This is a genomic window from Laceyella sacchari (assembly GCF_004343255.1).
GTDB classification, from domain to species: domain Bacteria; phylum Bacillota; class Bacilli; order Thermoactinomycetales; family Thermoactinomycetaceae; genus Laceyella; species Laceyella sacchari.
Genome location: NZ_SMDD01000001.1, coordinates 1,490,634 through 1,507,067, shown reverse-complemented (window position 1 = coordinate 1,507,067; position 16,434 = coordinate 1,490,634). Strand labels below are relative to the sequence as shown.

Sequence of the window (16,434 nt, the reverse complement as noted above, 5' to 3'; positions counted from 1 at the left end):
TACCGGGTAGTGAACAACTATGGCCCGACAGAGAATACGGTTGTCACCACCAGCATAGAGGTGAAGCCGGGCATGGAGGTATTGCCGATCGGAAAGCCGATCGCCAACAACCGGGTGTATGTGCTGGGAGCAGATGGGCGATTGGTGCCGGTTGGTGTGCCGGGTGAATTGTGCGTCAGCGGCGAGAGCTTGGCACGGGGCTACCTGGGCCGCCCAGAATTGACGGCGGAGAAGTTCGTGCCCAACCCATACGCCCCCGGGGAGCGAATGTACAGGACAGGAGACCGGGTGCGCTGGTTGCCTGATGGCACTCTCGAATTCCTGGGGCGGATGGATGAGCAAGTCAAAGTGCGCGGGTTCCGCATTGAATTGGGAGAGGTGACCGACCGGTTGTTGACACATCCTGCAGTACGGGAAGGGATCGTCACGGCCAGAACGGACGAAACGGGCCAAACCTACTTGTGCGCATACTTCACGGCGGAAGGCGAATGGACGGAAGAGGAATTGCGAGAGCACATGTCGCGCATATTGCCGGATTACATGGTGCCAACCTATTTCATCGGCCTGGACGCGTTGCCGGTTAACGCCAATGGCAAGGTTGACAAGCGGGCGTTGCCCGAACCGGACATCAGTGGCCAGCGCGTGTATGCGGCGCCAACGACAGACTTGGAGAGAGCACTGGTCCGCATCTGGGAACGAGTGTTACAGAAGGAGCGCGTGGGCATTGATGACCGGTTCTTTGAATTGGGCGGGCATTCGTTGACAGCAATGTCGTTATCGGCTCAGATCCATAAAGAGTTGAACATGGAGATGCCGCTACGCGAAATTTTCGCTCGCCCGACCGTAAGAGAAATGGCGGCATATTTGTCGGAATTGGATCACAATGCGCATAGGGAAATCAACCCCGCACCGCCAGCTGCTCACTATCCGGTCACTTCTGCGCAAAAGCGCCTTTATGCGCTTCAACAGATAGATGGGGTCGGTACGGGATATCATATGCCGTATTTCTTCCGGGTCAGGGGACAGCTTGATCTGGAGCGACTGGAGCAGGCGGTCACCAAGCTGGTGCAACGGCATGAGTCCTTACGCACCTCGTTCCATCTCCTTGAGGGCGAATTGGTACAGCAGGTTCATCAAGAAGCGGCTGTTGCCATAGAGTATGAGCAAGCCGCTGATCAAGAGGATGCCAGACGAATCATGCGAGCGTTTATCCGCCCCTTCGACTTGGAACGGGCACCTTTATTCCGAGTCGGAGTGGTCAGTGTGGACGCGGGGGAAGCCTTCTTGATGTGGGATTTGCATCATATTGCTGCGGATGGCGTTTCAATGGAGCGGCTGTTTGCCGATTTCGCCAAATTGTATCAAGGCGAGGACTTACCGGAGCTACGGTTGCAGTACAAGGATGTGGCTGTGTGGCAACAATCAGAGGCTGCACAAGAAGCCAAGCGTGTGCATGAGTCTTACTGGTTGCGGGAATTGTCTGGGGAATTGCCTGTTTTGGAATTGCCGGCTGATTTTCCGCGCCCGCCGGTACAACGCTTTGAGGGGAGTTATCTCACCTTCACCATCGATGAAACATTAAGCGGCAAATTGAAGCAGTTGGCGGAAGAACGGGGAGCAACGCCCTATATGGCATTGATGGCCGCTTATGCGGTGTTACTGACCAAGTATACCGGTCAAGAAGATGTGATCGTGGGGGCGCCGGTGGCAGGTCGTTCACATGCGGACACACATGAGATCGTGGGGATGTTTGTCAACACGTTGGCGATTCGTAGCCAGCCCCGGTTGCGGGAAAGTTTCTCATCGCTTTTGGCGCAAATCAAAGAAAAGGTGTTGCTGGCGACCCAACACCAAGATTACCCGCTGGAGGAATTGATTGAAAAGCTGGGTGGACAACGTGACATGAGCCGGACGCCGTTGTTTGACACAACGCTCGGGATGCAAAACATTTCCCCACCGGTCTTGCAGTTGCCCGGAGCGACACTGACGCCGGATGAGTTGGAATGGAATAGTTCGAAGTTTGACCTGAGCTGGCTCTTCACCGACGGCACATTCCTCACGGGAATGGTGGAATACAGCACGAGCTTGTTTACGGAAGCGACGGTAAGGCGTATGATCGGCCACTACCTGCACATATTGGAACAGATTGTGAATGATCCGGACATAACGCTCGACAGGATTGAACTGACAACCCAAGCGGAGCGAATGCAAATTCTCAACCAATTTAATGCCACTCAGGCGCCCTACCGTGACCGGGCGTTGGCTCACCAGCTGTTTGAAGAGCAAGTGGAACGTTCACCCGAACAATTGGCCGTTGTGTATCGAGAAGAGGCGCTGACTTACAGCGAGGTGAACAAGCGCGCCAACCGACTGGCTCGGGTGTTGCGGGCGCAAGGGGTGACTCGTGACCAGATTGTCGGGTTGATGATGAAACGGTCGCATGCGTGTGTCATTGCCATGTTAGCGATCATGAAAGCGGGCGGCGCATATCTGCCGATCGACCCTGAATACCCTGAAAGCCGCATTCAGTATCTGCTTGAAGACAGTCAGGCAAAATGGTTGTTGGTTCATCGCGGGACAGAAATTCCTGGCAATTACCGGGGCCATGTGATCGTAGCCGATGAAGCCTATGCTGAAGACGATTCCAATCTGACCCCGGTTAACGAGCCGACCGATTTGGTCTACATGATCTATACTTCCGGTTCGACCGGCAAACCCAAGGGAGTGATGATTGAGCATCGTAGTTTGTGCAACCTTGGCCTGCTGGGCCCATTGCGGGAAATTGAACCACACAGCCGGGTGATGCAATTTGCTTCGATTAGCTTTGATTCTTCAGTGGCCGAAATCTTCCCCGCTTTGTTTACGGGAGCGACCCTCTACTTTGAGGATCGTGACATCCTGTTGGGCGAATTGACGCAGTATTTGAAGCGAAACCGGATCACGACTGCAGCATTGCCTCCTTCTGTATTGCGCACCGTGCCTTATGAAGCATTACCAGATCTGAAAACAGTGATCAGCGCGGGAGAAGCTTGCACGATGGATTTGGTGCGAACATGGGGGCAGGGACGTACGTTTATCAATGAATACGGGCCGACAGAGGGAACCGTCTGCGCGACATTGGCGCGCCTCACACCGGATATGGACAAAGTGACGATTGGAAGGCCAATCAAAAACCAACAGGTTTATATCGTAAATCGCGAACATCAATTGTTGCCGGTGGGAGTTGTGGGCGAGCTTTGCATCGGCGGAGCGGGTTTGGCCCGTGGTTATTGGCAGCGCCCTGATCTTACGGCGGAGAAGTTTGTGCCAAACCCGTTTGTCCCGGGTGAGCGTATGTACAAAACGGGGGATTTGGCCCGTTGGTTGCCGGATGGCAGCATCGAATATTGGGGCCGCATTGACGACCAAGTGAAAATCCGTGGACATCGGATTGAATTAGGAGAAGTGACTACACGGTTGTTAGAGCATCCCGCTGTCCATGAAGCGGTGGTCATAGCCAGGAAAGATGAACGTGGGTATTCCTATCTCTGCGCTTATTTCACGGAGAAGGGTCCATGGACCGTCGCGGAGCTAAGGCAACACTTGGCGTATGCATTGCCGGATTACATGATTCCAAGCCATTTTATACTGCTGGATAAGATTCCGCTCACCCCGCACGGCAAAGTGGATAAGCGTGCCCTGCCTGAACCGACGGAACCATCGGAGACAGGGGTAGACCATGTTCCTCCTGCTACCGATATCGAACGGTTGTTGGCAACGTGCTGGCAGAAAGTGCTGGGGATTGCACGGATTGGTACCCAAGACCATTTCTTGGAGTTGGGTGGAGACTCCATTAAAGCGATTCAAGTTGTCGCCTATTTGAAGCAACATGGTTGTAAAGTGAGAATCAATGATCTATTCCAATATCCGACGATTGCCGAGCTGGCTACGCGCGTTCAATGGTTGGAGACACATGCGGCAGAGTGGGGGCCGGTTACGGGAGAGGTGCCGCTCACCCCAATCCAGCGGTGGTTTTTCGATAAGCAATTTACCGAAGCGCACCACTGGAACCAAGCGATGATGCTATACCGGGAAACGGGCTGGGATGCGGATGCGGTGAAGCAGGTGCTCCAAGCGTTGGTTGCTCACCATGATGCATTGCGCATGGTTTATCACCAAGAAGGGGAGAGCTTGAAGCAGATCAACCGTGGTTTGGAAGGAAACCATTTTGCCTTCACCGTCTTTGACCTGTCACAGGAGCTGGATCTTCAAGGTCGCATCGAGCGGGAAGCCGGACGATTGCAACGGCAGCATCGCCTCGTAGAGGGACCATTGATGCAGGTGGGTTTGTTTAAGACGAAGTCGGGAGATCATCTTTTGATCAGCATTCACCACTTGGTGGTTGACGGAGTATCTTGGCGTATTCTGATGGAAGACTTTGCCACGGCTTACCAACAAGTGATGCAAGGCAAGCCGATTCAGCTACCGCCGAAAACAAGTTCGTTTCAAGAGTGGAGCCATAAATTGGAGGAGTACGCCAACAGTCCCGAGTTGTTGCGAGAAAAGGAATACTGGCGCCAGATTGAGGAGAAGCCCGTTTCTGCCTTGCCCAAAGATTTTCCGGTGGATAAACCGTTGACGATCAACGGCTGCAAGACGGTGACGGTCACATTGCCCGAAGCGGAAACCAGACAGCTCCTGACGGAAGTGCATGCCGCTTACCACACTGAAATAAATGACGTGCTGATGGCGGCGTTGGCTCTGACCATCAGCGAATGGAACCAAAGCAAAATCGTGACGGTCAACATGGAGGGGCACGGTCGGGAAGAAATTGCCGAAGACCTTGATTTGACGAGAACAGTGGGTTGGTTCACATCTACGTTCCCCGTGGTGATCGAGGTGGAATCGGAGCAATTGTCGGACACCATCAAGCAAGTGAAAGAACAATTGCGTCAAATTCCCAATAAAGGCTTGGGTTACGGCATCTTGCGCTATTTGACCGCCCCTTCGCACAAACACGATGTACCTTTCAACATGGAACCTGAGTTGAGTTTTAACTATCTGGGACAGTTTGACCAAGAGATGTCGACGGATTTGTTCGTTCAATCGCCCATGCCTAAAGGGGATGAACTAAGCCCCTTGTCTGAAATCCCACATCTCCTAAATATTGTGGGCATCGTGATGGAACAACAGTTGTCGGTACATTTCCACTATCATACGGGGGCACATCGGCATGAAACCATTACCAGATTGGCTGACAGGTTCCTGTGGTGGTTGCGCGAAATCATCACCCACTGCTTGAACAAAGAAGAGAGTGAATATACGCCAAGCGACTTTAGTGCCAATGATTTGACGTTTGAAGAAGTGGAAGAGATCACAGAATTGTTGGCAGAGTTGGATCTCGATTAGAACGTGCTGATGAACAGGCCAGTACCAGTGTGATGCGCCGAACACGTTCTAATGCAAGCGGGTGCGGAAAGCCCCAGCAATAATAACACATCACCGCTGTCGGTGTCCGCGTGCGCGAAGGGGACACCGACGGCGGAATTCATTTATGCGACAGCGCAGGTGATATAGATGGATATGAAAAATATGGCGGATATATACTCCCTTTCTCCAATGCAAGAGGCGATGTTGTTTCATTCCTTATATGACCAAGGGAATTCGTATTTTTTGCAGATGGTCATGAAAGCCGAGGGAGACTTGGATCCCGCTTTGTTAGAAAAAAGCATGAACGTATTGATTCAACGTTATGAGGTGTTTCGTACCGTTTTTGTATATAAAGGAATGACGAAGCCGCGCCAAGTTGTGTTGAAGGAAAGGAAATTCAAAATAGGTGTGCGGGATTTGTCCCATCTGCCGGAATCGGAGCGTACCAGCGCATTTTCCCAGCTGCTCCGCCAAGATCAAGAAACACCGTTTGATTTGTCCAAAGATATTTTGTGGCGTGTGACCGTCGTCCATATGGGAGAGGGGCGCCATCACATCATTTTTAGTAGCCACCACATCCTGACGGACGGCTGGTGTATGGGGATTATTCTGGAGGATTTGTTTGAAACGTATGGCCGTTTGCGACAAGGGCAGCCGGTTCCCACCAAACGGGTCACACCATATCGGGAATACATTCGTTGGTTGGAAAAGCAAGACAAAGAAAAGGCTTTGACATATTGGAAAGATTATTTGGCTGGCTTCGATCAGCGCACGGGGGTGCCTCGGCAAGGGCAGGAGAAGCCGCAAGATTACCGGTTGGAAAAGGCCTCGTATCAGCTTGATCCGGCGTTGACCGAAGGGTTGCATCAATTGGCCCGTACGTCGCATGTCACGTTGAACAATTTGTTTCAGACCATCTGGGGCATACTGCTGCAGAAATACAACGATACAGAGGATGCTTTGTTCGGTGCGGTTGTGTCGGGTCGCAATAAAGAGATTCACGATATCGAGCGCATTGTGGGCTTGTTTATCAATACGGTGCCTGTTCGCGTCAAAGGGGCGGGGGCTCAACGTTTCATCGAATTAGCCAAAGAGGTGCATCAAGCTTCTCTCGACAAAGAGGCATTTGATTACCTTTCTCTAGCGGAAGTGCAAGAGCGAACCGAACTGAAAGAGCAATTGTTTGATCATATCATGGTTTTCGAAAACTATGATTTTGACCGTTCGGTTTTCGAAAAACACCGGGAGCACATCGGGTTTGACATCTGCGGGGCATACAGCACGTTCGACAAAACCAATTATGATTTCAACGTGATCGTAGTCCCCGGAGAAAAATGCCAGATCCTGTTTCATTACAATGGGTTGAGCTACACTGCGGCGTTTGTCGACCAGGTTTTCCGGCACTTTTCACATATTGCAAAACAAGTGGTGGAGCGCCCCGACCTGCCGATCAATGAGATCGAAGTGGTAACCGAAGAGGAGAAGCGGACGTTGCTGGTTGACTTCAATCCGCCAATGCGGCCTTATCCCAAGCATAAACCGGTCCAACAGCTGTTTGAAGAGCAGGTTGAACGGACACCCAACCATGTCGCGCTCAAGATGGGCACCCGTCAGCTGACCTATCGGGAGCTGAATGCCGAGGTGAATCGCTTGGCTCGCGTGCTACGCAGACGTGGGGTGGTGAGAGGCCAGCTGGTCGGCCTCATGGCAGAGCGCTCTTTGGAGATGATCATCGGCATGTTTGCAATTATTAAGGCCGGTGCCGCCTATGTGCCGATTGATCCCAATTATCCGGAAGAACGCATCCAATTCATGCTGGATGACGGCCATATTTCCTTGATTGTGAAACAGCCGCATCTATGTTTGCCGCCCGCTTTCATGGGAGATGTTGTTATCCTTGACGAAAAGGTCTGGGCCGGCGAAGAGGGGGACAACCTCCCGCTTATGAGCGGGCCGGAGGACATGATCTATGTGATCTACACATCAGGTTCTACCGGGACGCCCAAAGGGAGCATCTCATGCCATTACAACGTTGTACGCACGATCGTTCAGACGGGGGATGTAGATATCACCGCTGAAGATGCCATGCTACAGCTCGCCAACTTCACCTTTGACGGATCCGTGTTTGATATATTCGGGTCCTTGCTTCACGGCGCAAAATTGGTGTTGGCGCCCAAAGAGGTTTTGCTTGATTTGAATCAAATAACGGCATTGATTCGAGAAGAGAAAATTACCATCTGTTTTATGACGACGGCATTGTTCAACACCATTGTCGATCTGAACGTCTCTGCCCTCGCCGATTTGCGGAAGCTGATATTTGGTGGGGAAAAAGCCTCGCTTAAGCATGTGCGCAAAGCGTTGGCGGTGTTGGGCAATGATCGCCTTGTCAATGCCTACGGCCCCACTGAGGGCACGGTGTATGCGACCATGTATCGGTGTGAACCGTACTGGCTGGAGCAGCAAACGGTCCCCATCGGTAAGCCTGTCAATGCGACCAAACTTTATGTGGTGAACAAATCCAATCAGTTGCAACCGATTGGTGTGCCTGGTGAATTATGCGTCAGCGGCGACGGAGTGGCTTTGGGGTATCTCAACCGGCCGGAGCTTACCGCGGAAAGGTTTGTGCCTGACCCCTTTGAACCGGGCAGAACCATGTACCGTACCGGGGATTTGGTGCGGTGGTTGCCCGACGGCAACATAGAGTACATCGATCGGATGGATGGCCAGGTGAAAATACGCGGCCACCGTATTGAGCTCGGTGAAATCGAAGTCAAATTGTTTGAGCATCCCGCAGTAGAAAAAGTCGTTGTAATCGCAGACAAAGATGAACACGGTCACTCATACTTATGTGCCTATGTCATGTTGGGAGAGCCGTGCGAAATGTCCGAATTGCGCCAGCATGTGCAGGCTGGATTGCCGGAATACATGGTGCCAGATTATTTTGTGGAGATCGCTGATTTACCACTTACGTTCAACGGGAAAGTCGATAAGCGTTCCTTGCCCAAGCCCACGCACAGCTTGCGGACTGAAGCCGATTATGTCCGCCCAGCGAATGAGCTGGAAGCCAGCTTGGCGGAGATCTTCCAAGAGGTGTTGAATCTGGAGCGGGTCAGTGTGACGGCAAACTTCTTCCAATTGGGCGGGCACTCGCTGAAAGCGATGATTTTGGCTTCACAAGTGCATAAGCGACTGCGTGTCGATTTGCCGCTCCAAGAAGTGTTCGCGCGGCCGACGGTAAGAGATCTGGCAAGCTATGTGCAGGCAAGCCGGGAATCAGAACAGCTGGTGATCAAACCAGCACCCGCGCAGGAGTGGTACCCCGCATCTTCCCAACAAAAGCGGTTGTATGTGGTCAGCCAGCTGGAGGGATCGGGTGTCAGCTATAATATGCCCATGGCTTTCGATTTGCAGGGGCGTATTGAAGTGGAGCGGCTTGAGCGGGCTTTCGGCCAGTTAATCGCCCGGCACGAGAGTTTGCGCACTTCCTTCCATCTGGTGGAGGGGGAACTAAAACAAAAAGTACATCAGGACGTATCATTTGTGATCCAAAAGATGACGGCGGGGTCTGAGGAGGAAATGCGGGATCAGTTGCGTGCGTTCGTCAGGCCGTTTGTTTTGGATCGGGCACCGCTGTTTCGAGTAGGGCTGATCAGCCTTGCACCGGAGCGGGCTGTGCTGGTGATGGATTTGCACCATATGATCGCCGATGGGGTGACGATGAATCTCTTGTTCCAAGACTTGGTGCGGCTCTACGAAGGGGAGCGCCTGCCCCCGCTTCCGTTGCAGTACAAAGATATTGCTGTGTGGCAACAAAGTGATGCGGTGCGCGCCGAGTGGAAGCGTCACGAAGCGTTTTGGCTGCAGGAAATGGCGGGAGAGTTGCCGGTGTTGACATTGCCGACCGATTTCCCGCGTCCTCCCGTGCAACAGTTTGATGGGGCGTATGTGACCTTTGCGCTGGACGCGGAATTGACGCGTAAACTCAAGCGATTGATGGAAGAGCAAAATGTTACCCTGTATATGTTGCTGTTGGCCGCTTATCATGTGCTATTGGCAAAATACACCGGGCAAGAAGATATTATCATCGGTTCCCCCATCGCAGGCCGCTCCCACGCAGACATGCAACCGGTAGCCGGTATGTTCGTCAACACGCTGGCTGTGCGCAACACACACCAGCCTGAGCAGACATTTGCGGAATTTTTGGCCCAAGTCAAAGCACGCGTGTTGAAAATGATGCAACATCAGGACTACCCGTTTGAAGAATTGGTGGAAAAGCTGGGACTTGCCCGCGATTTAAGCCGCAACCCGTTGTTTGACACACTATTTGCCGTGCAAAACATGGACTTGTCCGCACTCGTTTTGCCTGGATTGACATGGACGCCGCTTGAAATGGAGTGGAAACAGGCGAAATTCGACATGAGTTGGGTGGTGGCAGAAGGCGAGCAAGTGCAAGGGACCGTTGAGTATAGCACCCATTTGTTTACGGAGGCAACGGTTCAGCGCATGATCGGTCATTTCATCCATATCATTGAGCAAATCGTGGAACGACCACAGATGCGCGTGCAGGACATCGTATTGGTGACCGAAGCGGAAAAAGAGCTTCTGCTAGGGACTTTCAATAAGACGACTCACTCTTACCCGCAAGACAAACCGATTCATCAATTGTTCGTGAAACAAGCGTTGCGCACGCCGGAGCGTGCGGCGGTAGTGTACCAGGGAGAGTCACTCACCTATCGCGAGCTGGATTGGCGATCCAATGAATTAGCGCAGCTGTTGCGTGACCGGGGCGTGCAACGGGAGCAGATCATCGGATTGATGTTCTCTCCATCACTTGATCTGTTTGTGGCCATGTTGGGTGTATTGAAAGCGGGGGCCGCATTTTTGCCGATCGACCCGGCGTATCCGGCGGAGCGGATCAAGTACATGTTGGAGGATAGCCGAGTGCCGTTTACGTTGACGCACGCGGGGATCAAGGAACGGATCAAAGACGCACCGGTTTTGACGTTGGATGAATTACAGTTATCAGGCAAAGAGGTACCATCCGTGCCCCTAGTCAATAAAGCTGCCGACTTGGCCTATGTGATTTATACTTCCGGATCAACCGGAAAACCCAAAGGGGTGATGGTGGAACACCGCTCGCTGGTCAACCTCACCTGCTGGCATGTGCGGGAATTTGGATTGACGGAGCGAGACAGATCAACCAAGTACGCGGGTCTCGGTTTCGATGCTTCCGTTTGGGAGATTTTCCCCAGTTTGATCGCAGGGGCGACCATTCATGTGATTGAGGAGTCGCTGCGCCATGATGTGATCGGTTTAAACCGTTATATGAATGAAAATGGGATCACGATCAGCTTTTTGCCCACACCGGTGGCCGAACAGTTCATGCGCTTGGAAAACCGTTCCTTAAGGATATTGTTGGTCGGTGGAGACCGTTTACAACAAGTGGAGCCGCGCCCCTATGTCGTCGTCAACAATTACGGTCCGACGGAAAATACAGTGGTGACGACAAGCGGACAGGTAAAGCCGGGCGAAACGATAACCATCGGCAAGCCGGTCGCCAACAATCGGGTGTATGTCATCAATCGCGACGGCCAGTTACAACCGGTCGGTGTGCCCGGAGAGTTGTGCGTCAGCGGGGAGAGTTTGGCCCGCGGCTATCTGCATCGTCCTGACCTGACCGCGGAAAAGTTTGTCGACAATCCGTTTGCGGCGGGGGAAAAAATGTATAAAACCGGAGACTTGGTACGGTGGACGGCTGATGGCCAGATCGAGTTTATCGGCCGGGTCGATGAGCAAGTGAAAATCAGGGGATATCGGATTGAACTAGGAGAAGTTATGGCTAGACTCTTGCAGCACCCGGCGATTCGGGAAGCGGTAGTGCTTGCACGGGAAGGGACCGATGGAGAAAGAAGGCTGTGCGCTTACTTCACATTGGAAGAAGCTTGCGACATCGCCGAGTTGCGGGCACATCTGGCGCAAGAATTGCCTGATTACATGATTCCCTCCCATTGGGTTCCATTGGAACAGATGCCGCTGACGGTCAATGGCAAAGTGGATAAAAAGGCCCTGCCGGAACCGTGTGGGGATTCTGAAGCCGAAGCGTACACGCCACCAGCCACTCCTACAGAGCAGAAATTGGCAGCTATCTGGCAAGAGTTGTTACAGGTAAAGCACATTAGCCGCACTGATTCGTTCTTTGCCTTGGGTGGACATTCGTTGAAAGCGATGGCTTTGACGGCCCGCTTGCAAGAAGAGTGGGGGGTAGATCTTTCGTTACGGGAGTTATTCGCGCATCCCACGATCAAGGAGTTAGCGGAATTCATCCATGGTCGGGCCCATGTGAAAGAAGCGATTCCAGTGGCGCCAATGCAGGAATATTATCCTGTCACATCCGCACAAAAACGCTTATATGTGGTGAGCCAACTCGAAGGAGTAGGTACAGGGTACAACATGCCGTTGGCGTTCCGCCTGAATGGCAAACTCCAAGAGGAGCGATTGCAATGGGCGTGCCAGCAGTTAATAGAAAGGCATGAAAGCTTGCGCACCTCGTTCCATTTGATCGGTGGGGCATTGAAGCAGAAGGTTCACACCCACGTGCCTTTCGCGATTGAATGGATGGAAGCGCAGGACGAAGTGGAAGCCGAGGTTGAACTCCGGCGATTCGTTCGCCCGTTTGCCTTGGATGAGGCACCGTTGTTCCGAGTCGGCTTAATCCGGTTAAATGCTGATCAACACATGCTGGTGCTTGACTTGCATCACATTGTCAGTGATGGGGTATCAGTCAACATCTTGGTTCGTGATCTGATGCAACTGTATCAAGGTGAAACGTTGCCAGCTCCCACGGTGCAATTTAAAGATATTGCCGTATGGCAGGAGAGTGAATCGGCGCAAGCGGCCCGCCGCCGTCATGAAGCGTTTTGGCTCGAGATGTTTGCAGGGGACTTGCCCGTCTTGGAGCTGCCGACTGACCGGCCGCGTCCACCCGTGCAACGTTTTGAAGGACAGCGTTTCGGCTTTCGCTTAGATGCTGACACCACCGAAAACTTACGCAAGGTGGCCAGCCAAACGGGTGCGACCTTGTATATGGTGCTGTTGGCGGCGTACCACGTATTGCTTAACAAATATACAGGGCAAGATGATTTCGTTGTCGGCACCCCGCTGGCCGGGCGCACGCATGCCGAGATGAAGCCGATCATAGGGATGTTCGCCAACACGCTGGCGATTCGCAATCAAGTGCGGGAGGATCAATCGTTCCGCCAGCTAGTAAATCACGTGAAGGAGCGGGTGCTTGATGTGATGGAACATCAGAGCTACCCCATGGAAGACTTGTTGGAAAAGCTGGGGCTGAGACGGGATATGAGCCGCAATCCACTGTTTGACACGGTTTTTGCCGTGCAAAACTTGGAAGCTCCCCACTTGTCGTTGCCGGATTTGGAAGTCCAACCATTTGAGTGGGGTTGGCAAAAAGCTAAATTTGATCTCAGTTGGGTGATTGCGGAAGGAGAAAGGTTGGAAGGGAGCGTCGAGTACAGCACCCATTTGTTCGCTGAAGCAACTATCCGTCGCATGACACAGCATTTTACACATATTTTGGAGCAAGTAGCCAAAAAGCCGGAACTGCTAATCAGTCAGGTGGAATTGATGACAGAGACGGAGAAAACCCAAGTGCTGTACGAGTTTAACCGAACGGAAGCACCTTATCCACATCATCGCACTGTTACGCAATTGTTTGCTGAACGTGTAAACCTGGTTCCCGACCGAACCGCAGTGATCCATGGGCAAAAGCGGATCACTTACCGTGAGTTGAACCGGCGGGCAAATCTGGTGGCTGGTGAGCTTCATAGAATGGGGGTTGCTCGGGGGCAGATCGTAGGCTTGCTCACGAAGCCTTCTATCGAGATGATTATTGGCATTTGGGGCATTTTGAAAGCGGGAGCCGCTTATTTACCCATAGACCCGCAATACCCGGAAGAACGCATTCGCTATATGGTGGCGGACAGCCGGGCCGAAATCGTATTGACGCATGGCGACGTTCCCGCGTTGGCGAGCGTCCGGCAATTAGACTTGGGTGCCTTTGATTATGGCAAAGGTGCAGGAGAGGAACTGGCACTGTCACATAACCCCCATGATTTGGCGTATGTGATTTATACTTCAGGCTCAACAGGTAAACCAAAGGGTGTGATGGTGGAGCACAAAGCGTTAGTAAATCTGATTACTTGGCATAACCGCCGGTTCCATGTGACGGAAGAAGACCGGATGACCAAATATGCCGGAGTCGGTTTCGACGCCTCCGTCTGGGAGATTTTCCCCACTTTGGTAGCGGGAGCGGCCCTCATCATCATTGACGAGGAATTGCGTTATGAAATAGAAGCCCTCAATCGCTACATGGAACAACAAGGAGTGACGATCAGCTTTTTGCCGACCCAAGTGGCGGAGCAATTCATGCAATTGCCCAACAGCACTCTGAAAACGTTGCTTGTCGGCGGTGACCGATTGCAACGGATGGTTCCGCAAACATATGCCGTCATCAACAATTACGGACCTACTGAGAACACCGTGGTAACGACAAGCTGTGAGCTGAAAGCAGATGAGCCGATCCTAATCGGGAAGCCGATTGACAACCACCGTGTTTACGTCTTAAACAAGCACCATCAGTTGCAACCGATCGGCGTTCCAGGTGAGCTGTGCGTCAGCGGCGTCGGTCTGGCTCGGGGATACCTGCATCTTCCGGAGCTGACAGCGGAAAAGTTTGTCGAAAGTCCGTTTGACTTGGGTGAGCGACTCTACAAGACCGGAGACTTGGTCAAGTGGTTGCCAGATGGGAGCTTGGAATTCCTGGGGCGGATCGATGATCAGGTGAAGATTCGCGGATATCGAATCGAACTGGGAGAGATCAGCGCGAGTCTGTTGCAGCATGAGGCGGTGAAAGAGGCTGTTGCGCTCACACAGACCATGCCCGATGGGAGACAGGAATTGTGCGTTTACTACACGACGTCTGATGATTGCCTGATCGAAGATTTGCGGGCACATTTGGCCCGGGAATTGCCTGATTACATGGTGCCAACTCACTTTGTGGAGTTGGCTGAACTTCCGCTGACGGCCAACGGCAAGGTGGATAAGCGGGCTTTGCCCATCCCGGAAACGGGAAACGCGTTGCGGGAGTATGTGCCTCCACGAACCCCGGTGGAGCGTGTGCTGGCCGAGGTGTGGCAAGAAGTGCTCCATATCGAGCGCGTTGGTGTGCACGATCCATTTTTTGAATTGGGCGGTGATTCGATCAAAGCGATGCAGGTGGCGGCCCGCCTGGCACAGCACCAGCTGAAAATGCGCTTAAAGGATCTCTTCCGGCATCCGACGATTGCGGAGTTGGCTCCTGCGTTACGGACACTGGAGACGGAGTCTGAACAGGATCTTGTTGTCGGCGAAGTCCCGTTAACTCCGATTCAGCACTGGATTTTTGACATGAACGAAACGGTTGACCATTGGAACATGGCGATTATCCTTAAGCGGGAAGAGGGCTGGAAAACAGCCGCTTTGCGCAAAGCGTTCACCAAAATCACTGAACATCACGATGCGTTGCGGATGGTTTGCTGGCGGGAGGAGGGACGCATTCGCCTCTTTAACCGCGGACGCGACGGGGTGCACTTCACCTTGGAGGAATTTAACTTAGCTGGGGAGGCGAACATAGCCAAACGCATCGAACAAGAAGCGAATCGTCTTCATCGTTCGATCAAATTGGCAGAGGGCCCCTTGGTCAAGCTTGCCGTCTTTCATGCGGATGATGGGGATTATCTGCTTCTGATCATCCATCACTTGGTCATTGATGCAGTATCATGGCGGATCATCTCTGAGGATTTGGACAGTGCTTATGAACAGGCGCTATCGGGCAAGGAGATTGTTTTGCCGGCCAAAACGACTTCATTCAAAGAATGGAGCCATCAATTGTCCCACTATGCCAACTCTGCGGAATTCCTGAAAGAGCGTGCATATTGGGAGCGGATGGCGGATGAACGGGTGCCGAAACTACCCATTGACAAGCGCGGGGAGGAAACGTATTTATTCCAAGACTTGCACACGATCACCATGCGCCTGCACGCTGAGGAAACCAAAGAGTTGCTCACACATGCGCATCGCGCCTATCAAACCGAGGTGAACGACCTCTTGCTGGCTGCCTTGGCACAAACGGTATCGGAATGGGTCGGAGGCAAGGTCGCCGTTGATCTGGAGGGACACGGACGGGAGGAAATCATCGAGGGTGTGGACCTCACCCGCACAGTCGGTTGGTTTACCTCCATTTATCCGGTCATATTGGAAGCGGATCAAAGGGATTTAAGACGCACCATCGACAAAGTGAAAGAAGCCTTGCGCCAAGTTCCCCATAAAGGTGTGGGATATGGCATCATGAAATATTTGACGGACCCTGCTCTCAAACAAGCGTTGCACCTGCCACCAAGAGCGGAGATCAACTTTAACTATCAAGGTGAATTTGTGCGGGATATGGAGAAAGAAGAGTATCGTTTGTCTGAAATGCCTGTGGGGCAAGGAATCAATCCGCTCACCAAATGGCCTTACAAAATGGATTTCAACATCTTTGTGGAGAACGGCGAACTCCTCATCCTGATCCGTTATCAAAGCACCCTATTTTACCGGGAGACGATGGAACGGTTCGCCGCGAATTACAAAGGGAACTTGGAACGGATTATCGACCACTGCCGAAGTAAAGTGTTGATTAAGTGAAGTGATGGCGGGCAAGTTTTAACACTTGCCCGCTAAAGTAAACAAATATGGTTGACAACGCGGTGATAGGGCACTATAATCATAAACAAATTTATTTTTCACAGCGATGCGGAAAGACATGCCCTAAAGAAACCTATGCATCAGAGAGGCGTTGCCGTGGCTGCAAGCACGCCCATAGGACTTTTAGCGGATACCACTTTCCAAGCTGCCATCAGGGAGTAAGGCGACTTATGAAATGATGGCCGGGGTGTACGTTATACACCAACAAGGATGGCGTTTGCCCCTATT

At 52.4% G+C, this 16,434-nt stretch carries 2 protein-coding genes; both read left to right on the top strand.

The window, feature by feature from the left end; genetic code table 11:
- Positions 1-9 precede the first annotated feature (9 nt).
- Positions 10-5,388 carry a non-ribosomal peptide synthetase gene (locus EDC32_RS07115; protein WP_246026863.1) on the top strand — a complete coding sequence of 1,793 codons (5,379 nt, stop codon included), beginning with the start codon at positions 10-12 and terminating at the stop codon, positions 5,386-5,388.
- Positions 5,389-5,556: 168 nt separating this feature from the next.
- Entirely contained in the window at positions 5,557-16,146 is a 10,590-nt protein-coding gene (locus EDC32_RS07110; protein ID WP_132220847.1) for a non-ribosomal peptide synthetase, read from the top strand.
- Positions 16,147-16,434: the final 288 nt, after the last annotated feature.